Here is a 22945-nt window from a genome sequence, read left to right as displayed (position 1 = left end):
CAGCAAGGCCTGGCTCATGGTAGACGAAGTGGTGATGAATTGAGATATGGGGTGCGATAAAGAAGTTATTATGTGTGGGTCTAAAATCAAAAAAAGTAAAAAGGACCTGATATAAACAGGTCCTTAGATTGAATTTTATTCTTTGTCTTTTACTTCCTCCTCACTTTGTGCAAGCAGATAGGCTTTAATGAAGTCATTAAGCCCTCCATCCAGGACAGTTTGTACATCTGAAGTTTCATGTGCTGTTCTGGCATCTTTCACCAATTTATACGGATGCAAAACGTAGTTCCTGATCTGGGATCCGAAATCAATTTTCATTTTCCCGGATTCCACTTTAGCCCTTTCTTCATTCCGCTTTTCCATTTCCCGCTGGTATAACCTTGATTTCAACATCTGCATTGCTTTTTCCCGGTTCCCTAGTTGAGACCTTTCTGCCTGGCAAACCACGACAATCCCGGTGGGTTTATGGGTGAGTTGAACTTTGGTTTCCACCTTATTTACATTCTGACCTCCAGCTCCTCCTGAACGGGAGGTGTGGAATTCCACATCTGAAGGATTAATCTCAATCTTGATGGTGTCATCTACCACGGGATAAACATACACCGAAGCAAAAGAGGTATGCCGCCTCCCTCCACTATCAAAGGGAGATATCCTCACCAACCGGTGCACGCCGGATTCTGATTTGAGGAAACCATAAGCCAAAGGGCCTTCAAATTCCAGAGTCGCTGATTTGATTCCGGCCACTTCGCCTTCCTGCAGATCAACCTCTTTTACTTTATAACCATTTTTCTCTCCCCACATGATATACATGCGGAGCAGAATGGATGCCCAGTCATTGCTTTCCGTTCCACCTGCTCCGGGATTGATTTCCAACATCGCATTCAGTTGGTCCTCTTCACTACCAAGCATTTTCTTGAGCTCCAGATCCTCTACTTTATGTAAATTCTTTTGGTACTCAGCTGTTATTTCCTCTTCAGAAACCTCCCCGGCACTGTAAAATTCATACAATACATCCAGATCCTGTACTCCGGTGTCCACATTTTCAAACTGACTGGTCCAGGCTTTTCTTGCCTGTATTTGTTTCATCATTTTTTCTGCCTCTTCCGGATCATTCCAAAAATCTGGCTGGGCCGAAATGGCTTCAAATTCTTCTATTTCCGCTTTCTTCCGGTCGTAGTCAAAGATACCTCCTCAAGGCCAAAATACGGGCCTTCAAGTCTTTCAACTGATCTGTTGTCATAGTTGCTTTCTCTTGTTTTATGATTGAATATAAAAGTCAAATTTCGGCAATTTCCCTCAAATTACCTATTTCACCAATAAAAAGGCCTATTGTTCCTTCCCGTCTTCCAGTTCCTCCAAGGCTATAACCTGCAATTTATTTTTACCTTTATTTTTGAATTTCCTATACCTCAGGGGCTGAAGCAACAAACCACCGCCAATCAAAGACCCGGAGATAACCAATACACCTGGTTCATAGCTGATAGTTTGGTCCGCATACAAACTATTGACCCCTCCTGCAAAAAGCAATAATCCTCCCGCCGCCATGGGCAGCAGACTCATATTGGACAAAGTTTGATTTCTGGGATCTTTGTCACGAACATCAATGGCCTCAATCTGATCAATGGCCAATACATTTTCCTCCAACACGATTACGTCCTGCTTAATCTCCCGGATCACATCCTCAATGTAGTAGTCCAACCCCTTTTGTAAATACATGATGGATTCGCCAACTTCATAGGTTAACCTGCTTTTTTCATTTTTTCCCCGCTGTAGAATCAGGTAATTCTGAGCTAACAAGTCTGCATGGATCAGGCAAAACAACAGGATTACTGAAAAGGCACTTTTTTTGAACCGCATAGGTAAAAATTATTCTACTTAGCTCGATTAGGAAGGATTAAATTTTCATTATCCAACCATGATCATCGGCTACTTTCCCATATTTGATATCATCAAGCTGTTTTAAGACCCTGTCGGAAAAAGCTCCGGCTGCCTTCTCCGGCAGCACATAATCCTTATTGTGAATATTGATCAGTCTGATAAACGCGACAGTAGCTGCCGTACCCGTACCAAAGGCCTCTTCCAATCTTCCGGAAAGGAGCGCATCTTCCAGTTCAGAAACAGTCAAAAAACGTTCTTCAACAGGCATTCCCATCTCCTTGGCCAAAATCAACACACTATCCCTGGTAATGCCTTTTAAAATGGTTCCAGTGCTGATAGGGGCTGTAATAAGGGTACCATCAATCACGAACATCACGTTCATGGTGCCACTTTCTTCTATGTATTGGTGTGTTTTACCATCTGTCCAAAGCAACTGATCGTAACCTTCTTTCTGGGCTTTTCGAGCGGGAAAGAGGGAGCCTGCGTAATTACCTGCTGCTTTTGCCGCACCGGTACCCCCTTCAACAGCTCTGGCATACTGGGTTTCTACCTTCACTGCTACCGGTTTGGAATAATAATTCCCCACAGGGGAGGTAAGGATCATGAATTTGTAATTGTTGGATGGCCTTATTCCCAGATAATCATCCGCTGCAAATATAAAAGGGCGAATGTAAAGTGAGCATCCGGCTTGTTTGGGAATCCAATCCTTATCCACCTCCAGAAGTTTCCTCATGCCTTCCATGAAAATTTCTTCCGGAACCTCTGGGATACACATCCTTTGGGCAGATTCATTGAGCCTTCGCTGATTGGCATCACCTCTGAAAACGAGAATTTCTCCTGCCTCATTTCTATAGGCTTTCAACCCCTCGAAAACCGACTGCCCATAATGCAAGGTGGCATTGGCCGGATTAATTTGTAAGGGACCATAAGGTTCGATCCTAAGATCCTGCCATTCTCCGTCTTTATACTCTGCCACAAACATGTGGTCACTGATGATTTGCCCGAAGGACAGTTCATCAAAATTGGTAGTTTCCAATTTTGAATGCTTCGATTTATTGATATTAATCGTTAAAGTCTTATTCATAACTGATCAATTCCCTGGTTTCCAGGTGATTTCACTTACATTTAATTCAACTGCCAATTGTCTGCTCAAAACAAAAAAGTAATCGGAAAGCCTGTTGATAAATTCCAGTACCAGCGCTTCCACGGTTGAGACTTCCATCAAAAGGACCACACATCGTTCTGCCCTCCTGCATACAGTTCTTGCAATATGGGCCATGGAAACTACCGGATGTCCACCAGGAATGATAAAATTCCTTAAAGCAGGCAGCTCAGCTTCCATGGCATCTATTTTATTTTCAAGGAATGCGATATCCTTTGCCGTAAATTCAGGTTTTCTGACCTGTGCTTTTTCCGGATCACTTGCCAAAAGGGCTCCTATCACAAACAACCTGTCCTGGATAAAATAAAGCTCGTCCTTACGCTTTTCATTGGCTTCCTGATCACGCAATAAGCCAAGGTGAGCATTGAGTTCGTCTATGGTACCATAGGCATCAATACGCAAGTGGGACTTGTTTACCCTGGTCCCTCCTAAAAGGGAAGTTTCTCCTCTATCTCCCGTTTTGGTGTAGATTTTCATAAATTTTGATCTGGAGATATGTGGTTTAGACCACTGATTTATCAACAATTGTAGGATTGGGATTGACTTCATCTGATTCTACCAATCCATCCCTTAACCGGATTACCCTGTGTGCATAATGGGCAATATCATCTTCATGGGTAACCATGATAATGGTATTTCCCTTTTGATGCAATTCATGAAATAAGTCCATGATATCATAGGAAGTTTTAGAGTCCAGGTTGCCCGTGGGCTCATCAGCCAGGATAATACTTGGATCATTGACCAATGCCCTGGCTATGGCCACTCTTTGCCTTTGACCACCGGAAAGCTCATTGGGCTTGTGGTGGATCCTGTCATCCAAACCCACACTTTTCAAAGCAAGAAACGCTTTTTCCTCCCTTTCCGTTTTGTTATATCCCGCATAAATCAGGGGAAGGGCCACGTTGTCCAGACAAGTAGCCCTGGGAAGTAAATTAAAGGTCTGGAAAACAAATCCAATTTCTTTGTTTCTGATCTCTGCCAATTCATTTTCACTCATATCGCTGACATCCTTGCTATTCAGAATGTACTGGCCAGAGGTGGGTGTATCCAAACAACCGATAATGTTCATTAAAGTGGATTTGCCCGATCCTGAAGGCCCCATAAATGCCACGTATTCTCCCCTATCCACTTTAATACTTACAGATTCCAGGGCATGGACTTCCTCCGATCCCATGCGATAAATTTTCCGGATTTCCTTGGTTTTAATGATTTCTGGCATAATAAAATAATTTAAAGTGTGAAGATAGGAGATTATGGCCAAAAACCGGAATCCTTAGTGTTAAATTATACCAATGGATTCAGAAGTACTCCAGTTGCAATTCAGTTAAATCTTCCGGCCCTATCCATTCCGCCATCAAAGCAAGGTTACTGCTGGCGTATTGGTCTAGTCCAATTATCCGGCAATACCTGACCAATTCAATCCATAACAAGGGATCTCTGTTAAATTGGCTGGCTTCCTGTAATAGGGCATACCTGTCCTCATCATCAGAAAGAGTTGCTAAACCTGCCAGAACCAAAGGCGTTAAATAGGCATTTTGTGCAGCTGAAAAATCCGGATTGTCTTTTACACTATCCGCCCCCTTAATCTGGTTGACATAATCGGTTAAAAAAGTGGCTTCCTCCCTGAAAAACTCCTGATCCAGGGTCAATTCCAACAAACTATCCAGCCGCTCATGAGAAAACCAGTGTCCTTTTTTCAGCAGCATTTCCCTTGCCAAAAAAGCCCGGTGAGCGCTTGTTTCCAATCCTTCAAGGGCAGGAAGCAGTTCCCTTCCAAGCATTTCCGGCAAGCTTGCCAGTGCCTGATAAAATTTGACCGTATCATTGTGGATCAATTGCCTTTCGCCGTCAAATCTCATCCAAACGGGAAAATCGACCCCCTGCGTTCCTGATACAAATAGCGCTTCCTCTTGCATCCCGCCAAAATAAAGGTAAGGCAAATGAGCTGGGGTAAATTGAGAAAAGCCCTTTAAGGCAGCCTGATTCCACTCTATGGCAGCTTTTTTAAAATCCCCCTCCCTGGAAAGGACCCAACCTGCAAAAGCATGATAATACCCTGCATTCTTGTTGAAGCGAAAAGCCATGCCATTCAATCTTCTGAGCAAATCATTCACCCTGCCACTTTTGTAGGCAAGTACCAACCCAGATTCCCTGATACTTTCTTCCTGATTGAGGGAGGGCACTTGCTTCTGGAGTAATGTATCAATGATTTCAAAGTATTCAGCAGGCACATTGTCTTCCTTCAAAGCGGTAAACTGATTGCGCAACATGGCCTGGTTTACCAAATTCCCACCCTGCCTGATGCTGTCAACAGGAAGATCAAACCCAGCCGCCTCACCAATGACATTGGCGTAAGCCAGCAAGTTTATCTTATCTTTTAATGCAGCATTTTCAAAATCATTTTCCTTCACCTCTTTTCCATGAAAAATTTTAACCCCCAACTGATTGAGTCCTCGGGTGGATTCCTCCCCTTTCATGTTTGCCAAAACCCTTAATGCATCGTCCGGACGGTTCATTTGATGATAAATCAAAGCCAGGTTATTGGAAAGATAAGGATTTGAAGGGTAATAGGTTAATCCTTCTTCCAGGTAATAAATGGACTCATTCACCCGTTTCCGCTTTTCCAGCAACTCACTTAACAAAATTATATCAGGTACCTGTGGATTCTCTTCAAAACTCCTCAGAAGGGTGTTTTGTGCCAATGTTGGTTGATTTTGGTCCAAATACAATTGGGCACTGACAAAAAGTGCCTTTTCGTTTTTACGGTATCTTTCAAAGGCATTTTCATACAGTACCGTAGCCTCTACGGGACGCTTGCTTGCCAGGTAATAATCGGCCGAAAATTGGGTGGAAGAAGTACTGAATTGTATGGCCACAATACCGTCGGCATATACCAGGAAAATCAATAAACTTAGAAAGCCCCCCAAACGCATATGGAAATAAGGAAAAAAAGGAGGCTTGTAAACAATTCTTTCCACGGCTGTGCCGCTGTTTAGAATACCTGAAAAATTCACCCAGATGTATAAGAAAAAAAGCAGGCCAAAACCCAATTGACTATAAATGAAAATGTGTTGCAGGAAATCCAGCATGGGTGTATTAAGGGTGACCTTACCTTTAAAGATCAGCAGCAGGCACATGGCAAGTCCTGTCAGGTAAAATAATTTACCTACCCAGGCAAATGCAAAAGGTTGGGGATGGTTGTTGATTTTATGATATACATCGAAGTATCCCACCAGCCCCACAATTAAAAGAAGAAGTTCAAATGGAGGAAGGGGCCAGCCATTAATGCTGCCGGTAATATCCAAAAGCATTAATCCAAGCAGCATCAGGTAGGCGGTACCCAAAACGGCAAAATGCCAGCCAATTTTAATGCTTACGCCGCGGTTCATCCTGGCCAATAACAGGTAAATCCCCGATATCAATGATTGACCGGTATATACCAGGTAACCAGCAGCCATGCTCATGGCCATGAGGGAAATATTCTCAGAAAACAATAACGTGGGATATGGTGCATTGGCAAGAAAAATCAATAGAACCAGGCAACCAAGCCCGGATCCGAAAACGATTAATGCGCGTAATCCTAACGAAAGGTTTTCGAAAAAAAGATGGATCAAAGCTATCGGTAGCAATAAAAACACCAGGCAAATCACAAGACCATAATTCGTCCCTACCCCTCCGATGTTAAGGCTGTTTACACCACTTATGGTCAACATGAAAACCAACAAGCCGGCACCCAATAGGAAAGCATTTCGCCTGACCAGGGTAATCAACCACACATATACCAACAATAATAACCAGGTTAAAATCCCAAGCCACTGGGTGAGAATAGGATATTGCTCGACTTCACCAGCAACGAAACGCTCAAAAAGCAAAAAATTCTGTGTGTTTAACCGGATAAAACCAGTACCCGTAAAAAAGTCTCCAAGGGGTACCGTAATCGTTTCCAAGCCAGTGGCAATTGAGAGTGGAAGTGTTTTAAACCCATCAAGGTCCAGGATCAAAATACCGATACCTGAAAGCAGGAGGACAAACAATACAATGGTCAGGATGGTCTTTCTCCACAACTGTTGGTGCATTATTCCATTACCTTTGGAACACGAAAGTAATCCGAATCTCTCTGAGGAGCATTTTTCAACCCTTTCTCATGATCCAGGTGCTCACCTACCACATCCTCCCTCATGATGTTTTCTTCAGAAGACATGGTGATTAATGGTTCCACTTTTGAGGTGTCCAATTCATTCAATTTTTCCACCCAATCCAATATCTGGGTCATGTCTTTGGTCATTTTCTTTGCTCCCTTTTCGTCAAATTCGAGTCTAGCCAAATGAGCGATTTTCTTAAGGGAATTGGTATCTAACTTCATGTATTCATTTTTTTAAATTCCATTGAGGCATTATCTTTCCATAACTGATCCTGGATGATTTGGAAGCATTTTTCTTTCAGCCATCCTACATCCTTCTGATCCAAACCCTCCACAGCCACAGGGGGGTGGATGACCACTTTTACAGGTTTGTACCGCAACAAAAAACGGCCATCATCGGGCAAAATTAAGTGATTGTAAGATAAAGTGATAGGAATTATCGGAATTTGTTTGTCCAAAGCCACTTTAAACGCTCCATCTTTGAATCTGGCCATATTCGGAGGTTGTTGGCTGGATATCCCGCCCTCCGGGAAAAATACAACACTGCTTTTCTGATCCAATGCTTCCTTTGCCTTCAATATGGATACTCCCCGGCTCTTTAAGCTGTTCCTGTTGACAGAGATATGCAGGTTTTTAAACATATACCCGAAAATAGGGACTTTGGCCAGGGAACTTTTACCAATAAAGACCAGATCAAATGGAATCAATCCCAGCACCGGGATATCCAGATAAGAAAAGTGATTGGAGACGATTACAAATTGGCTCCCTTTCCTGAAATGGTGCAGGTTCTCTATTTTCACCTTAAAAAACAGCAAACCAAAAAACACCTTTGACCAAACCCTGTTCAACTTTCTTCCCTGCGCTTTTTTATTTGGAAATTCTATGGTGAAAACAAAAACCGGAAACAAAACCAAAAAAGTCATGATAAATACAATACTTCCATAAATGGAATAAATCCTTCTTATCACTTTATTCATAAAAACAAGGCGTTTGGATCCCGGAATTTAATTAAAACCAATTTACCTGACGGCTTTGAGATTGTTTTGGTATATGTGTCTTTGTTGTTCAACCCGTAATTTTTTTGACCCTCAGGGAAGTCCCTTCTGTACTGATTACCTGAATTTGTTCGCCCTTATCAATAAATTCTCCTCTGGAATAAGCATCATACATTTCATCATCAATCAGCACTTTCCCACTCGGCATCAGCCGGGTATGAGAGATCCCCTTTTTTCCCAACATTTCACTGCTGTAAAAAGAAGAGGTATATCCTTCCGTTTTTTGTTGGGTGGTGGACAAAGAAATTCTACTAAAGCTTTCCCATTGATTGATCTTAGGTGTTAAGGTAAAAATTAATACGGTAGCCACAATTGCAGAAAGAATCACGGTCAATAAAGCCGCAAACAATTTCCCTGAACTTACAAAAGTAAAATCAAACTGCTCATTGGGGAGCATGCCCATGGTGAGTCCGGCCAAAACACAGATTATTCCCAGTATGCCAAAAACCCCAAAACCCGGTACAACAAATATCTCCACGGCCAGCAGGATAATGCCGACTACAAAAATCACCAGTTCCAGGTTGCTGGCCAGACCGGTGAGGTAATAAGGGATAAAATAAAGCAGCACTGCCAGGGCACTGGCAGCCAAAGGAAATCCAATCCCCGGGGTTTGGATTTCAAAATAAATCCCGGCAAAAATGATCAGAATTAAAAAGCCACTTACGGCGGGATTTAGAAAAAAAGCGATGATATCCTCCACTACCGAGGGGGAATAATAATATATTTCAAAATTTTCGATGCCGTTACGCGCTACTATTTCGTTGATGGAGGAAACTTCTGCTTCGCAAAATCCATACTGAATGGCTTCGGAGACAGAAAAAGTCACCACTTCCCCCTCTTTGGAAATCCCTTCAATTTCAATATTCTCATCTACCATGGCTTCTGCTATTCGAGGGTCGCGACCAGAGGCCTCTGCTGTACTCCGCATAATGGACCGCATGTAGGACTGGTATTTATCAGGAGCAGCTTCTCCAGTACCACCCATCACCACGGTTGCGGCCCCTATACTTCCTCCTCTGGCCATGTAAATGCTGTCGCAGGCTATGGAAATCAATGCTCCGGCAGAAGCAGCATCTTTATCAATAAAGGAATGGATAGGAATTGGGGATTCCAGAAACAGGGTACGGATTTCATCTGCATCAGTGACCGCTCCTCCATAAGTATCCATATGCACGATGATCATGTCTGCATTCCTTTTGCTGGCATCCTCCAATGCCAGTTTTACCTTCCTGGTCATTCTGGGATCTATATCGCTTTTCATTTCAAAAACATAAACCGTTTTCAAAGAATCTACCAACTCGCCTTCCTGCGCCAAAACTTCAATACCTCCAAGAAACCCTGCGAATGCATAAAGCATTAATCGAAATACCAATTTCATTTTTTGTTAGATTTATTATTTCCGTTTGAATATACCAATAAAAACAATGAAAGCCCGTATTGGTATAAAATGGAGTTGCAATTGATAAAATAAATATCAAATTTGCATCAAGTTTGGGTAATTATTGTCAGAAAACTGTAATAACATGAAGTACTGGATTTTGATTTTGGGGTTAATTGGTATCGCTTTGCCTTCTGAAGGCAATATATTGGTATCCATTGACTCGGTAGGAATAGAGCGTGAGGGGGAAAAATCCTATATCATCCATCAGGTAGAGCCCCAGGAAACCCTCTTTGCGATATCGAGGCGATACGGCGCCCCCGTAGGAGATATTGTACAAAGCAACGATAACCTGAAAGCCGGGTTAAAATCAGGGCAGCGCATTCGGGTTCCTTTTGTGGAAAAGGTGACAGTTTCCAAAGATGCCAAAATTCACAAGGTAATCCCCGGAGAAACGCTTTTCTCCATTTCCAAAAGTTATCAGGTGGAGATAGAAGAATTGATGGAATGGAATGACCTGAAAGGAAATGACCTAAGCGTCGGCCAAGCCCTGATCATCAAAGGACTAGGGGAAAAAACGGAGCCTGTTGCCAAAGAAAAAATTGAAGAGACAGCAGAATTGGCCGATCAGACCGTGGCAGTGACTAATGAAAAGGTAAGCAATAAACCGGAAAAAATAAAACCGAAAAAAAACACTGAAGATACACCGGGTAAAAATGAATCCCCTGTGAGTGAAGCCAAAAAAACGCCCGACACCAAAAACCTGGTATCTCCTGAGGGCAACTGGATTTCACATCAGGTAGCTCAGGGCGAAACTTTGTTTGCCATAGCCAGAAAATATGATTCCCGGGTAGAGGATCTTATTCAGTGGAACGGTCTTTCTTCCAATAATCTTTCCATAGGACAAACGCTCAAAGTGGGAAGGGAAGTCAACCCAAATATTCCCGTTAGCCAATTGCCGGCACCTAAAAACAATACCACAAAAGCAACACCAGAAAATCCCCGCCCGGAGGCAAAAAGCATTCCTTCCTCCTCCGGAAGTTCTTCTTCGACCTCGTCCCGCACGAGCAATGTAAGTACCTCAACAGCATTCAGAAATGTCAAGGAAAGCGGACAGGCAGAGGTAATTGAAGGGACTGGTAACCACAAAAAATACCTCGCACTTCACCGGACGGCCCCTGTTGGCACCATCATGAGGATCAGAAATGAAGAGAATGACGTTACTGTTTTTGCCAGAGTGGTGGGGGTACTTCCCGAGACCGGTGACAACAACAAGCTGCTGATCAAGGTTTCAAAGGCTGCTTTTGACCAGCTCAAAGCGGTTAATTCCCGCTTCAGGGTAGAGGTATCTTATTGAATAAAATCTTAAAAACCGGGACTTTTCACACCTTCTTCCCGGTTTTTCAACAGACCCACCCGGTCAAGGCATATTGATTTTGCCAGTGATCCTGTTTTAAACCTGCCTTAATAGATAGAAAGGAAGTTTGATAAGGGATAAAATTTTAATGTTTAAATTGGCAGGAATAACATTTCAGCAACAGACACCCATGTTTTTATAGCGCATGAATATTAAAAAAAACAAACCCGTAATTGGCATCAGCATTGGAGACATCAATGGAATTGGTGCGGAGGTAACCATGAAAGCCTTACAGGACAGCAGGTTGCAAAAAATGGTCACCCCGGTAATCTACGGACACGGTAAAGCCATTACCTATTACAGGAAAATAATGGAAATGAATGATTTCAATTTTATGCAGATAAAAAGTATAGAAGAAATCCACCATAAAAAAACCAACGTCATCAATGTGGTCCAGGAATCTCCTGAAGTCATGCCGGGCGTAGAGACCAGAGAGGCCGGCAATATGGCCCTGGCCGCCCTGGACCAGGCCATCGTAGACTTGAAAAGTCAACACCTTGATGCCCTGGTTACGGCTCCCTTAAATAAAAGCAATATCAACAGTGCGGAAACCCCTTTCATAGGGCATACAGAATACCTGGCAGATGCCTTTGAAACGAAAAAAAACCTGATGTTTATGGTTTCTGAAGACATGCGGATAGGCTTGGTTACGGGACATCTTCCTTTAAAGGAGGTAGTTGCCAACATTACGTCCGAGGCTATTAAAGGCAAGCTAAAAATCATGCTCAAATCCCTCACGCAGGATTTTGGTATTGCAAAACCGAAAATTGCGGTTTTGGGACTGAATCCACATGCAGGGGAGGATGGTCTTTTGGGAACCGAAGAACAGGAGATTATCCTTCCGGTGGTCAAAGAATTTAAAGAGAGGGGGGAATTGGTCTTTGGCCCTTATCCTTCAGATGGATTTTTCGGTATGATGCATCAAAAGAAATTTGATGGGGTATTGGCCATGTATCACGACCAGGGCTTGATTCCATTTAAAACAATATCCTTTGAAAACGGGGTAAATTTCACTGCTGGCCTACCCATCATCAGAACAAGCCCGGACCATGGAACGGCTTATAATATTGCAGGTAAAAATGCCGCAAATGAAGGTTCCATGCGTACAGCCATTTTTCTGGCCCACGATATCATCCGGAGGAAAGGGGATTGGGAAGCAGGCAGTTGAAATTAATTTTGCCTGAACTTTATTAATCAGAAATTATTATCTAAATTTGCGGTCTTAAATCAGAAGATGAAATTCATAAGGAAATTCGATATCGACATCATCCGATTGAAAGAGGGGGAGCATCATTTCAATTTTGAGATCGGCAGGGAGTTTTTGGATCACTTTGAAAAAATCAAAGATGTGGTTCACCAAATTGACCTTAAAGTTGATGTGTGCCTGGATAGAAAAACCAATCTTATCGAAGCGGATTTTTCCATTGCAGGTACGGTAGGTCTCACCTGTGACCGCAGCCTGGAAAAGTTTGAACATGCCCTGGATGTAAAGAATAAAATACTTTACAAATACGGTATGGAAGAAAAGGAAATCAATGAAGAGGTTTTCCAGATTACTCCAGATACGCCGAGTATTAACGTGGCACAGTTGATATATGAATTTATCCTGCTGGCCATTCCGGCGAAGAAGATCCATCCTGACCACAGGACCGAAGAAGATGAATCAGCGGACGATGACGGTTGGATTGTATACGCAGCTGGAAACGAAGCAGAAAAAGAAGACGATATGGCCGGCCAAAACCCGTTTTGGGAGGCTTTGAAAAAATTAAAAAATAACGAATAATCTAAAAATCACATAGATATGGCACATCCTAAAAGGAAAATTTCCAAAACAAGACGAGACAAAAGAAGGACACATTATAAATTAAATGCTCCTGGACTGGCTCAATGCCCCACAACCGGTGAGTTTCACCTGCCCCACAGGGCATTTTGGTTAGATGGTAAATTATATTACAAAGGCCAGGTGATCATTGAAAAAGAGGTTTTGGCCTGATTGATACAGGTTCAATTCAAAGCTGCCATGGAAATGACTTCTCTGGCAGCTTTTATTTTTTTATACAATCCAATTCCAATTCATTTTTCGAAACGGGATTTTTCCAGGAATTTTTGCCGGATGACCTGCTGAACAGGTATGTTCTCGATTTTGCTTTCCAGCCAGGAAATGATATCCAGGTATAAAAAAGCCCGTTTTTCAAAGGGGTGGTTTTCATAAATTTTGAGCTTTTCCCTCAGGTCAATAAATGCACCTTTGAGCTCATGGTCGTAAATCCGGCTTAGCTTTCTGACAAAACGCATCATTTCTTTCTGAACCTGGTGCAAGTCATCCATCTTGATCAAAAACCGATACACATTTCGAATCTGCCCATCAAGCTTCTCATCCAGACCTGCCTCATAACTGGCGATTAACTTCAGGATATGGGCAAAACATTGCAGGTCTTCCCGCAGGCCATCCTGATTGTTTTCAATAACCTGATCCAGGTAAAAAATGGCCCTTTCATTGTCCCCATGGCCAAAATATAGACAGGCTACTTTATAGTGCAAAACCATCAGGTGGTGAATATCCAACTTATTTTTAATAGGCTGCATCTCCTTCATCAGAACCGGCACCAATTGCTTAACGCCCTCTGAAAATTCCCCCTTTAAAAAATGAATGTTGAGCAGGTTGGAATAAAGGTATAAAAATGCCAGAATCCGGCTGTTGTCATCCATCACAAAATCACCTTGCTTCAGGCTTGCCCTGAATTCATCCAACACTTCCGAAAACCGACCGTAGTAACCCAAATAAAAAAGGGTATCCAGCAGGTAGTGATAAGCCTTTAGGTAATTGCCGGTGGCCACCCGGATCATGTGTGGGGACTGATGGAACAAATCCACCCAATGCTGTGCTGCCCTGTAGCAAAGCGGGAAATCCTGGATAATATGAAAATACCACACCTGGGCCTGAAAAAGGTACATTTTCTCGTAAAAGCCCAGATCAGCAAGTGTGTAATCAGGCATATTGCTTTGGTAAAAATTTTCCAGTTTCCGTCTCCCCTCTTTGTCCTTGATGTACCCTGTTTTCAAATATATGCCGTACAATTGAAGAGAAAGGCTGGAAAAGCGATTTTTCAGATCTACCCGGTGAGAAAGTTCCGATGATTCCTGCCCAAGGAGTTCTGCCCTGTTTCTTATACTTCTGGTAATGTGCTGGGATTCGATCACCTTTTCCATCTCCACCACACGAAGCATCACGGTATCCAGCCCATACTGCCCTGCCACATGCTTTGCTTTATCCAAAACCTTCAGGCTTTGCATGTACAAACCCTTGTTAAACAAAATCCTGCCAAAATCAATCTGTTCATTCAGCTGGAGTTCTACATTGCGGTCTGCATACAAGAGCCGAAGGGAGGTAAGCACCTGCTGGTACAAATGCCCCTTCATGTTCGACAACTGCTTTTTGCCTACGGGTGCTTTTTTTAACAGCAGGGCTTCATCATATTCATCCATTTTATCCAGCACATCAAAAAGTATCAGGAATTTGGCATCCTGATTAGAGGAAAGCCGTTTGGCATACAACTTGAAACTCCGCTTTTCAGAAGGGGACAAGCTGCTAATCAAATCAAAGAGAAAATCTTTTCTAAAATTGGATATCATATATAAATATATTCTATTTATTTGATTTACAGTGTTTTATAATGTTTCTATACTATTCAGGTATCGGACATATAAAGTTAATCGAATTTCAATGCCCACACTAAGGTTTTACATTGGTTTTTAATAAAAACAAAACGAGCATGGATGACAATCACGTATTGATCTTTGACACTACCTTAAGGGACGGAGAACAAGTACCCGGATGTAAATTAAACACCCCACAAAAGGTCGAAATCGCCCAACGTCTGGAGGCTTTGGGAGTAGATGTGATCGAAGCGGGTTTTCCCATCTCCAGCCCCGGGGATTTCAAATCGGTGGTAGAAATATCGAAAAATGTAACCGAACCCATTGTTTGCGGCCTCTCCCGGGGGGTGAAAAATGATATTGAAACAGCGGCCGAGGCCCTAAGGTATGCCAAAAGACCAAGAATACATACAGGAATCGGCACCTCTGATTCCCATATCAAATATAAATTCAAGAGCAACAGAGAGCGTATTCTGGAATGGGCTGCTGAAGCAGTGGCCCATGCCAAAAAATATGTGGAAGACGTGGAATTTTATGCCGAGGATGCCGGCCGGACAGAAAATGAGTACCTGGCAAGGGTGTGTGAAGCAGCGATCAAGGCCGGTGCCACCGTTTTAAATATTCCGGATACCACTGGCTATTGTTTACCCGATGAATATGGTGCCAAAATAAAATACCTCTGCGATCATGTCAAAGGAATAGAAAACGTCATCATTTCCGCTCATTGCCACAACGATCTGGGTTTGGCTACCGCCAATTCTATTTCAGCTGTGATGAATGGTGCCAGGCAAATCGAATGTACCATCAACGGTATCGGTGAAAGGGCAGGAAATACTTCTCTGGAAGAAGTAGCCATGATCATGAAACAACATCCAAGGTTAAATGTCCACAATCGTATCAATGCCAAACTACTGAATCCGATTAGCCGTTTGGTTGCAGAAAGGATGGGTATGCTGGTACAACCCAATAAAGCCATTGTAGGTACCAATGCCTTTGCCCACTCTTCCGGAATCCACCAGGATGGGGTGATCAAAAACAGGGAAACCTATGAGATCATCGACCCCCTGGAAGTGGGTGTGGATGAATCCATGATTGTGCTTACTGCCCGGTCTGGCAGAGCTGCATTGGCTTACCGCGCCCATAAAATAGGATACAACCTGACCAAACTGGAACTGGACAAGGTTTACCATATTTTTCTGGACCATGCTGATGTCAAAAAGGAAATCCTGGATACGGACATTCACGAAATCATAGCTGAAGCGGGAATCAATCAACATCAGGAGGTCTGAACAATTCATCAAGGGGGATAAGCATCTCCCTTTTTTTTTACCCGAATAAAAAGGAAACCAAATGAATTTTTCCTTCCTTTTAAAAAGCACGTTTTGTCAGCTATCAGCCAATCAACATAAAAAACTTGCAACTGGCCGGACAAATTTTTAATTTAATTAAAAAATTAAAATACTTATGATTTCGCCCAGCCACAATCCCTTTGTTTCAATAAAAAACCGCATGAGCCTTTGGCTGAAATTCAGCCTTCTGCCTATACTAATCTATGCCTTTACCCTACCTTTAGCTGCCCAGCAATATGATATCCTGATCAAAGGGGGCCATTTAATGGACCCCAAAAATAACATTGATGAACCCATGGATATCGCCATTAAAGGGGAGCAGGTCGCTCTGGTCCAGAAAAACATAGCTTCTGAATTGGCCGGCCAGGTGATCAATGCCAGCGGCTTGTATGTTTGCCCGGGGCTGGTGGATATCCATACCCATAATTTTTACGGATTAGACCCCTACGGACAATACAGCAATGGCTACAATTCCCTTCATCCCGATGGATTTACTTTTCCCTATGGCGTGACTACCGTGGTGGATACCGGAGGGTCCGGATGGAGAAATTTCAGACAATTTAAAGAGCAGGTGATCGACCGGGTCCGGACCCGGGTATTGGCCATGCTCAATATTGTGGGCCATGGCATGAAAGGGTCGCCTTATGAGCAAAACCTGAATGATATGGATCCCAAAATGACTGCCATGGTAGCCCGACAATATGCAGATCATATCGTAGGCATCAAAGTAGCCCATTATTCCGGCCATCAGTGGGAACAGATTGATCGCCTGGTGGAAGCCGGGAAAATGGCCAACATTCCCGTCATGGTGGATTTCGGGGGAGCCAACCCTCCCCTTTCCCTGGAAACCTTGTTTATGGAAAAACTAAGGCCCGGAGATATTTATACCCACATATTTGGTGGGGGAGGCTTTGGCAGAGAGGCTATCGTCGATTTAGGAGGCAACCTCAGGCCTTTTGTCAAAGCCGCTCAGGAAAGGGGCATTGTCTACGATGTAGGCCATGGAGGTTCTAGTTTTGCCTTCAAACATGCTATTCCCGCCATGGAGCAAGGATTAAAACCCAACACCATCAGTACCGACAGCCACATGAGCAGTATCATGAGTGGCATGAAAAACATGAACAACGTAATGTCCAAATTCCTGAACATGGGCATGAACCTGAATGAAGTGGTTACCGCCTCTACCTGGACACCCGCCCAGGTCATCAACAGGCCGGAATTCGGACATCTAAGTGTCGGTGCTGAAGCAGACATTGCCATTTTAAATGTTCTTGAGGGCAATTTTGGTTTTACCGAGAAAACCGGAGAAGGAAAAATGATAGGAAAGCACAAAATTGAAAACGAACTCACCATTAAAGCCGGGAAGGTTGTTTGGGACCTGAACGGCCTCACCGCTCCCCTATGGGATGAATAAAAATAGACCATGAAAAGAAGACATTTCTTTCAAAAAGCAGGAGCGCTTTCCGCAGGCATTGGACTGGGCATCCATGAAGGTGTACAGGCTGAGGGTAGAGGGGTGAACTATAAAAAACAGCCCTTTGCCGTAGGCATCAATGACTATAAAATTGAATACCATGTACCGCAGCTGAAGCAGTCAGTAAAAATCATGCACATCACAGACACCCATCTTTGGCGGGACGATGAAAGAGGTGCTCCTTACCGGCAATTCAGTGGTCGAATGGCCAAAGCATACAATGAGACGCGCCATTTCCTTACCGGAGAAACTACGCATCCTGAAGAAGCCTTTGAGCAAACACTGAATCTGGCCCGGGAAGCGGGGGCGGATGCCATTACCCTGACCGGAGATTTATTCAGTTTCCCTTCTGAGGCCGCCATTGAATGGGCATATGAAAAGCTCAACAAACTGAATATCCCCTACTTTTATTCCAGTGGCAACCATGACTGGCACTACGAGGGCATGGAAGGAAGCCTGCACGAACTCAGAAATACATGGATAGAAAAACGCTTGCTGCCCCTTTACAAAGGCAATGACCCCTTAATGTATGCTGAAATGGTGAAAGGCATTAATGTGGTCAATATTGACAACAGCTATTATGAAATTTTACCCGAACAACTTAATTTTTTCAAACAAGAATTAAAAAAAGGCCTGCCTATGGTACTGATGATGCACATTCCCCTTTATGCACCTGGCCGAAGCCTGGGATATGGCTGTGGTCATCCTGAATACAAAGCAGCAAATGACAAGAATTTTGAACTGGAACGCAGACAAAGATGGCCGGAAAAAGGCCATAGCCAAACCACCATGGATTTTCACAAGGAGGTTTTTGGGGCAGAAAACCTGCTCGGTATTTTTGCCGGACATATTCACAGGCAAACGGTCGACTGGCTCAATAGCACCCCACAATTTCTCACCCAGCCCAATGCCGCCGGTGGTTACCTGGAAATTGACTTTTTACCCATGAAAACCGCAGACCATAAGAAATTCAATGGCTAAATGCTATTGTCAAATCTTACTTTTGATCGAAGCTTCATCCAGCCCGGCCTGCATGCTTCCATCTTCAAAAACCAATATGGGTCTTTTGATCATGCTGCTTTTTTCTTGCAATAAAGGGATGGCAGTAGCCTTGCTTTCCGCTGCGGATTTTGTCTCATCGTCCAGTTTCCTGAAGGTTGTCCCCCGCTTATTGACAACCTGTTCCAATCCCAGTTCATCAATAAACTTCCCCAACAAAGCGGTATCGGGTTTTTGTTTCTTATAGTCTACAAATTCGTAAGGTTTGCCTGCCTCTTCGAAAAGGGCAAAGGTTTTCTTCATCGTGTTGCAGTTTTTTATGCCGTAAATCTTGGTTTTCATCTTTTTTTCCTACTTAACGAATTTTAACAGGGAAATTTTATAATTTTGGAACGTTTATTGCAACTTTATATTCGAAAATCAATTACAGTAACAAAGTAAACCAAATCATGACGTATTCAAAACTATTTAATGCATCTCTTTTTTCCATATTGTTTTCCGCCTGCTTTGCCTTTGCAACCGTGGCACAGCAACAGGTTAATGACAATTTTACGGATGAAGAATACGAACAGTTTGTCAGCATCAATCAATCTCTTGCTCCCATGCAGGCAGAAGTGGAAACCAAAATGGTTGGTATCTTGGAAGATAAGGGAATGGAAGTTCCCAGATTTCAGGAATTAATGCAAGCTCAGCGACAAGGCAACATCATGGATGCCACCGATGATCCTGAAGAAATAGCCACCTTTAACGAGGCCGGTCAGGAGATCATGAAGGTACAGCAGGAGAGCCAGCAAAAGTTACAAAAACATATCACGGATAATGGTATGGAAATCAAGAAATTCCAGGAAATGTCCATCGCCTACAACCAGAGTCCTAAAGTGAAGGAAAAGGTAGATGCCAAAATGGAAGAGCTTGAAAACCAATAGTAGCTGACATTTCCTGATTCAATCATTATTCAAATGGAGTTAAAAAGGGGTTTAAATACCCCTTTTATTTTTTCAAGCTAGAATTCATTTTTTTTCTTACCGGTCTTGGACAGTATTTATTGTTCAAGTTTGCCGTTTTAGATTTATTACCAATTGTTGGTAATGGAATTTATTGAGAGGCCCTTTTTATAATTCAACTTGAGTCATCCTGTAACCCTAACGCTGCAAATGGAAGATCTGCTCCTGTTTCTTTTTGCTGTTGGATAAAATCTGCTATTGGTCACTTTAAGCCGCCATTTTTATAATTACCGGGGAATTTTAAAGAGATTTTTGCTACATTCAAATCTGAACTCATCCGAAACTCCATGAAAATAAACTATAGCTTTGCAGTGATGGGCCTGCTGTTCGCTCAGTTATGCTGGGGGCAGCAAGCACAGGTATCCCAGGAGCCCACTACCTTTACCACCTATCCCTATTCAGATCCAAGTCCTGTGCCTTCATTGGCCTACAAACCGGATATTTACCCGTATTTTAAATTTGAAGGGTACAGCAAAGATCCGACAAAAAAGGAATGGAACCTTATTACTCTGGAAAACGAGTACCTGAAAGTTACCATCATGCCTGAAATCGGGGGGCGCGTATGGGGCGCAGTGGAAAAATCTACCGGTAAGGATTTTATTTACGAAAACGAAGTTGTTAAATTCCGAAACATTGCCATGCGGGGACCCTGGACTTCCGGTGGGATTGAGTTCAATTTCGGAATTATTGGACATGCCCCTTCCACCGCATCGCCCGTTGATTACATCACCTATGAGAATGAAGATGGCAGTCTCACCTGTGTGGTAGGAACCATAGACCTGCCCTCCAGAACCCAATGGAGGGTAAAGATCAATTTACCCAGGGACAAAGCTTACTTTGAAACAGAGGGTATTTGGTACAATCCACAGCCTTTGCGGCAGCCCTATTACAACTGGATGACGGCAGCGGCCCATGTGGGTGACGACCAGGAATTTTTCTACCCGGGGCACATCGCCTTACAGCACAGTGGAGCCCTCATGGATTGGCCCATGCAGGAGGGCAAAAAGGTTAGCCTTTATGCCAACAATGCCTTTGGCTCCAGCAAATCGCACCATATGGCGGGATCCTTCCAAAACCATTTCGGTGGGTATTTTCACGAACAAGGGTATGGCTTTGGCCATTTTTCCAGTTACGATGACATGCCAGGAAAGAAATTATGGCTTTGGGCACTTTCCCGCTCGGGAGGAATTTGGGAAGACCTGCTGACAGATGAAAACGGGCAATATATGGAATTTCAGGCCGGCCGGATGTTAAATCAATTTTCCCCTTCCTCCCGGCAACCCAGTCCCCTGACCAAAGCCGGTTTTGCACCCTATACCATCGACCGTTGGACGGACTATTGGTTCCCTGTCAAGCAGACCGGGGGTATCAGTGCAGTGAACCGATCTGGAGTCTTTCATGTGACAATGGCAAACCAGACCCTTGCCCTGTCCTTCAACCCATTTGAAACCATTGAAGAAGAACTGGAAGTATACATCAATGGAGAGTTGGCACAGACCATTCTCCTTGAGGGTCAACCTATGGATGTTCTCAGGCATGAGTTAAAAACAAACAAGCCTCTGGAAAAGCTGGAGCTGGTATTGGGATCGGAAAAAGTCTATTCCTGGGCAAAAGAAGACCCCATGAAACTGAACCGGTCTTTCGATAAGGAAGGAGCAGCCCCGCTATCAGAAATCGGAAAATTGTATTACAGTGCCCGGCAGGATTATTACAGCAGGGCCTATCCTGAAGCTCAGGCCAAATACGAAGAACTATTGAGTAAGGATGCCGCACATCCCCAGGCCAATATAGATTATGCCGAACTACTCTTTCGCTATGGTCGGTACGAAGAAGCATTGGAACAAATAGCGCAGCCACTCGCAACGGACTTCTTTGACCCTCAGGCAAATTTTGTAGCGGGAGGAATTTACCTGGCTCTGGGGCAGGCCATTGATGCACTGGAAGCTTATGGATGGGCAGCCCGGTCCATGGAATTCCGCTCCTCTGCCTATACGGCCATGGCAGAGATTCACCTGGCCGAAAAAAACCTGGAGCAAGCAGCAAATTATGCACAAAAAGCCCTTGATTTTAATGTACACAACATCATGGCTTTACAGGTGCTGGCCGTAAAACACCGGCTTTCCGGTGAAAAACAACAAGCAAGAGAAGTGTTGAAAAAGCTTTGGGACATCGATCCCTTAAACCATTTTATCCGGTTTGAAAAGTACCTGAACGATACGAAGCCTCAGGCCCTGGAGGAATTTCATGCCCTGATAAACAACGAATTTCCCTACCAGACCCATCTGGAACTGGCGGCCACTTACCTCAGGTACAAACAAAAAGGTGATGCCCTTCAGGTATTGCAGCAAAGCCCGGATCATGCCCTGGTAGACCTTTGGAAGGCCTTTTTGGATGAACAAGGGAAAGAATCAGCCATGGAAGCCATGTTGGATAAATCCATTGCCTTTGTCCTCCCCTACCGGAAGGAAACCCTGGACATGTTGAAAAGCGCACAGGAGGAAAGGCCTCACTGGAAGCTGGATTATTACCTGGCGCTTAACCTGATGGCTTTTAACGAAAAAGAGCAAGCAGCAGCACTTTTGACCGGGATCGGTGAAAAAGCGGATGAAGCCGTTTTTTACTTGAACCGACCCCTCTTGCTGGATGAAACCGGCACAACAACCGATCCCCTGGCAGATTTGAAAAAGGCCCTTGAAATGGATCCCTCCCAATGGCGCCATTGGCAGCAATTGGCCAGCTACCAGGCCGAAATAGGCCAGGATCAGGAAGTCCTTTCCCTGTTGAAGGAGGCCGTCCGGAAGTTTTCCGGAAATTATGTACTGGAAATGGATTATATCCGGGCATTGAACCGCCAGGGTCAATACAAAAAAGCCATGGACTTGCTGGGTAAAATCCATGTCCTCCCCTATGAAGGAGCAGGTGAAGGCAGGGCGCTATTCGAAACAGTTTATTTGAATGCTGCTTTGGAAGACATGCAGGGCAGCAAATGGAAAGCGGCCCGATCAAAATTGGAAAAGTCCCTTGAGTGGCCCGAAAACCTGGGGGTTGGCAAACCTTTCAACACCAATGAAACCATGCAGGATTATTTACTGGGGCTGGTGGCAAAAGCCCAAAAGCAACAGGAAATGTACCGCACTAAAATGCAATCGGTAATAGATGCCACTGAAAACATGTACCACAACCGGCCTGAACAATTGCTGGCTTTATTTGCCCTGGAAGAAATGGGCAAAAGTACCGAGGCTTCAGCGCGCTGGGAGAAGATAAAAAGTGAGGGAAATGAGGAAGTTGTGGGTTTTATCGGAAGGTTTTACGGCGATAGCCGGCAGCCTGCGGAATCCGGAACTCAAAATACCCGGCAGCAACTGTTGGAAAAAGTGGCAAAGGTCAGTCAAAAATTACAATAATGAGCTGAATTCCTGGTGGATCGTGGA

Annotated in this window: 20 protein-coding genes; 9 read left to right on the top strand and 11 right to left on the bottom strand. The window is 43.7% G+C overall.

The window, feature by feature from the left end:
- Positions 1 to 135: 135 nt before the first annotated feature.
- From prfB to HUJ21_RS07185, 9 genes are all read right to left on the bottom strand, one after another.
- Positions 136 to 1240 (bottom strand): peptide chain release factor 2 gene (prfB, locus tag HUJ21_RS07225; protein ID WP_291368273.1). Its coding sequence is split into 2 segments (ribosomal slippage): positions 136 to 1179 and positions 1181 to 1240, totalling 1104 coding nucleotides; the frame shifts between segments, so codons are not numbered across the junction.
- A gap of 86 nt (positions 1241 to 1326) precedes the next feature.
- Positions 1327 to 1857, bottom strand: a complete 531-nt coding sequence (locus HUJ21_RS07220; protein ID WP_291368271.1) for a hypothetical protein — start codon at positions 1855 to 1857, stop codon at positions 1327 to 1329.
- Positions 1858 to 1894: 37 nt separating this feature from the next.
- Positions 1895 to 2962 carry a branched-chain amino acid aminotransferase gene (locus tag HUJ21_RS07215; protein ID WP_291368270.1) on the bottom strand — a complete coding sequence of 356 codons (1068 nt, stop codon included), beginning with the start codon at positions 2960 to 2962 and terminating at the stop codon, positions 1895 to 1897.
- A 6-nt stretch (positions 2963 to 2968) separates the two neighbouring features.
- Positions 2969 to 3517, bottom strand: coding sequence for a cob(I)yrinic acid a,c-diamide adenosyltransferase (locus tag HUJ21_RS07210; protein ID WP_291368269.1), 549 nt, complete (start codon positions 3515 to 3517; stop codon positions 2969 to 2971).
- Positions 3518 to 3542: 25 nt separating this feature from the next.
- Positions 3543 to 4259 (bottom strand): ABC transporter ATP-binding protein, encoded by a 717-nt coding sequence (locus HUJ21_RS07205; RefSeq protein WP_291368268.1) that lies wholly within the window; start codon positions 4257 to 4259, stop codon positions 3543 to 3545.
- 79 nt (positions 4260 to 4338) lie between these two features.
- Complete coding sequence (locus tag HUJ21_RS07200; RefSeq protein ID WP_291368267.1) at positions 4339 to 7116, bottom strand: tetratricopeptide repeat protein; 2778 nt, start codon at positions 7114 to 7116, stop codon at positions 4339 to 4341.
- Positions 7116 to 7403, bottom strand: coding sequence for an Asp-tRNA(Asn)/Glu-tRNA(Gln) amidotransferase subunit GatC (gene gatC, locus HUJ21_RS07195; RefSeq protein WP_166151769.1), 288 nt, complete (start codon positions 7401 to 7403; stop codon positions 7116 to 7118). Before gatC ends, HUJ21_RS07200 begins: the two co-directional genes overlap by 1 nt.
- Entirely contained in the window at positions 7400 to 8158 is a 759-nt protein-coding gene (locus tag HUJ21_RS07190; protein ID WP_166151771.1) for a lysophospholipid acyltransferase family protein, read from the bottom strand. The genes gatC and HUJ21_RS07190 overlap by 4 nt, the downstream gene beginning before the upstream one ends.
- Before the next feature lie 88 nt (positions 8159 to 8246).
- On the bottom strand, positions 8247 to 9614 hold the full coding sequence (locus HUJ21_RS07185; RefSeq protein ID WP_291368266.1) for an NfeD family protein: 1368 nt from the start codon (positions 9612 to 9614) through the stop codon (positions 8247 to 8249).
- 145 nt (positions 9615 to 9759) lie between these two features.
- Between HUJ21_RS07185 and HUJ21_RS07180 the strand changes: the two genes are divergently transcribed.
- From HUJ21_RS07180 to rpmF, 4 genes are all read left to right on the top strand, one after another.
- On the top strand, positions 9760 to 10971 hold the full coding sequence (locus HUJ21_RS07180) for a LysM peptidoglycan-binding domain-containing protein (protein WP_291368265.1): 1212 nt from the start codon (positions 9760 to 9762) through the stop codon (positions 10969 to 10971).
- 205 nt (positions 10972 to 11176) lie between these two features.
- A complete protein-coding gene (gene pdxA / locus HUJ21_RS07175) occupies positions 11177 to 12199 on the top strand; it encodes a 4-hydroxythreonine-4-phosphate dehydrogenase PdxA (protein WP_291368264.1) in 1023 nt (340 codons plus the stop codon).
- A 66-nt stretch (positions 12200 to 12265) separates the two neighbouring features.
- Complete coding sequence (locus HUJ21_RS07170) at positions 12266 to 12814, top strand: DUF177 domain-containing protein (protein WP_291368263.1); 549 nt, start codon at positions 12266 to 12268, stop codon at positions 12812 to 12814.
- 18 nt (positions 12815 to 12832) lie between these two features.
- A complete protein-coding gene (gene rpmF, locus HUJ21_RS07165; RefSeq protein WP_162344242.1) occupies positions 12833 to 13024 on the top strand; it encodes a 50S ribosomal protein L32 in 192 nt (63 codons plus the stop codon).
- A gap of 80 nt (positions 13025 to 13104) precedes the next feature.
- Here the strand turns inward: rpmF and HUJ21_RS07160 are convergent, their stop codons facing one another.
- Positions 13105 to 14664 carry a hypothetical protein gene (locus HUJ21_RS07160; RefSeq protein ID WP_291368262.1) on the bottom strand — a complete coding sequence of 520 codons (1560 nt, stop codon included), beginning with the start codon at positions 14662 to 14664 and terminating at the stop codon, positions 13105 to 13107.
- Positions 14665 to 14804: 140 nt separating this feature from the next.
- Between HUJ21_RS07160 and HUJ21_RS07155 the strand changes: the two genes are divergently transcribed.
- The 3 genes from HUJ21_RS07155 (at position 14805) to HUJ21_RS07145 (ending at position 18492) form a co-directional block, all read left to right on the top strand.
- Positions 14805 to 15977 carry a 2-isopropylmalate synthase gene (locus HUJ21_RS07155; protein WP_291368261.1) on the top strand — a complete coding sequence of 391 codons (1173 nt, stop codon included), beginning with the start codon at positions 14805 to 14807 and terminating at the stop codon, positions 15975 to 15977.
- Between the two features lie 175 nt (positions 15978 to 16152).
- Positions 16153 to 17451, top strand: coding sequence for an amidohydrolase/deacetylase family metallohydrolase (locus HUJ21_RS07150; RefSeq protein WP_291368260.1), 1299 nt, complete (start codon positions 16153 to 16155; stop codon positions 17449 to 17451).
- Between the two features lie 9 nt (positions 17452 to 17460).
- Entirely contained in the window at positions 17461 to 18492 is a 1032-nt protein-coding gene (locus HUJ21_RS07145) for a metallophosphoesterase (protein ID WP_291368259.1), read from the top strand.
- A 9-nt stretch (positions 18493 to 18501) separates the two neighbouring features.
- Here HUJ21_RS07145 and HUJ21_RS07140 read toward each other — a convergent pair whose 3' ends face one another.
- A complete protein-coding gene (locus HUJ21_RS07140) occupies positions 18502 to 18852 on the bottom strand; it encodes a Spx/MgsR family RNA polymerase-binding regulatory protein (RefSeq protein WP_291368258.1) in 351 nt (116 codons plus the stop codon).
- Positions 18853 to 18959: 107 nt separating this feature from the next.
- Here HUJ21_RS07140 and HUJ21_RS07135 point away from each other — a divergent pair, with 107 nt between their 5' ends.
- Together HUJ21_RS07135 and HUJ21_RS07130 are read left to right on the top strand one after the other, a co-directional pair.
- Positions 18960 to 19436: a DUF4168 domain-containing protein gene (locus HUJ21_RS07135; protein ID WP_291368257.1), complete on the top strand. Its 477-nt coding sequence runs from the start codon at positions 18960 to 18962 to the stop codon at positions 19434 to 19436.
- A gap of 365 nt (positions 19437 to 19801) precedes the next feature.
- Positions 19802 to 22918 (top strand): DUF5107 domain-containing protein, encoded by a 3117-nt coding sequence (locus HUJ21_RS07130; RefSeq protein WP_291368256.1) that lies wholly within the window; start codon positions 19802 to 19804, stop codon positions 22916 to 22918.
- Positions 22919 to 22945 lie beyond the last annotated feature (27 nt).

The sequence above is a fragment of the Cyclobacterium sp. genome (assembly GCF_014762705.1).
In the GTDB taxonomy this organism is placed as follows: Bacteria; Bacteroidota; Bacteroidia; order Cytophagales; family Cyclobacteriaceae; genus Cyclobacterium.
The sequence above is the reverse complement of the archived record's forward strand: the minus strand, read 5'-3'. Positions and strand labels throughout refer to the sequence as shown.

Coding starts and splice junctions, on each gene's coding strand:
- HUJ21_RS07160 (WP_291368262.1), bottom strand. CDS start 14,664: ATGATATCCAATTTTAGAAAAGATTTTCTCTTTGATTTGATTAGCAGC.
- HUJ21_RS07150 (WP_291368260.1), top strand. CDS start 16,153: ATGATTTCGCCCAGCCACAATCCCTTTGTTTCAATAAAAAACCGCATG.
- HUJ21_RS07190 (WP_166151771.1), bottom strand. CDS start 8,158: ATGAATAAAGTGATAAGAAGGATTTATTCCATTTATGGAAGTATTGTA.
- HUJ21_RS07210 (WP_291368269.1), bottom strand. CDS start 3,517: ATGAAAATCTACACCAAAACGGGAGATAGAGGAGAAACTTCCCTTTTA.
- HUJ21_RS07185 (WP_291368266.1), bottom strand. CDS start 9,614: ATGAAATTGGTATTTCGATTAATGCTTTATGCATTCGCAGGGTTTCTT.
- pdxA (WP_291368264.1), top strand. CDS start 11,177: ATGAATATTAAAAAAAACAAACCCGTAATTGGCATCAGCATTGGAGAC.
- HUJ21_RS07215 (WP_291368270.1), bottom strand. CDS start 2,962: ATGAATAAGACTTTAACGATTAATATCAATAAATCGAAGCATTCAAAA.
- HUJ21_RS07170 (WP_291368263.1), top strand. CDS start 12,266: ATGAAATTCATAAGGAAATTCGATATCGACATCATCCGATTGAAAGAG.
- HUJ21_RS07205 (WP_291368268.1), bottom strand. CDS start 4,259: ATGCCAGAAATCATTAAAACCAAGGAAATCCGGAAAATTTATCGCATG.
- HUJ21_RS07155 (WP_291368261.1), top strand. CDS start 14,805: ATGGATGACAATCACGTATTGATCTTTGACACTACCTTAAGGGACGGA.
- HUJ21_RS07145 (WP_291368259.1), top strand. CDS start 17,461: ATGAAAAGAAGACATTTCTTTCAAAAAGCAGGAGCGCTTTCCGCAGGC.
- rpmF (WP_162344242.1), top strand. CDS start 12,833: ATGGCACATCCTAAAAGGAAAATTTCCAAAACAAGACGAGACAAAAGA.
- HUJ21_RS07130 (WP_291368256.1), top strand. CDS start 19,802: ATGAAAATAAACTATAGCTTTGCAGTGATGGGCCTGCTGTTCGCTCAG.
- HUJ21_RS07140 (WP_291368258.1), bottom strand. CDS start 18,852: ATGAAAACCAAGATTTACGGCATAAAAAACTGCAACACGATGAAGAAA.
- HUJ21_RS07200 (WP_291368267.1), bottom strand. CDS start 7,116: ATGCACCAACAGTTGTGGAGAAAGACCATCCTGACCATTGTATTGTTT.
- HUJ21_RS07220 (WP_291368271.1), bottom strand. CDS start 1,857: ATGCGGTTCAAAAAAAGTGCCTTTTCAGTAATCCTGTTGTTTTGCCTG.
- gatC (WP_166151769.1), bottom strand. CDS start 7,403: ATGAAGTTAGATACCAATTCCCTTAAGAAAATCGCTCATTTGGCTAGA.
- HUJ21_RS07135 (WP_291368257.1), top strand. CDS start 18,960: ATGACGTATTCAAAACTATTTAATGCATCTCTTTTTTCCATATTGTTT.
- HUJ21_RS07180 (WP_291368265.1), top strand. CDS start 9,760: ATGAAGTACTGGATTTTGATTTTGGGGTTAATTGGTATCGCTTTGCCT.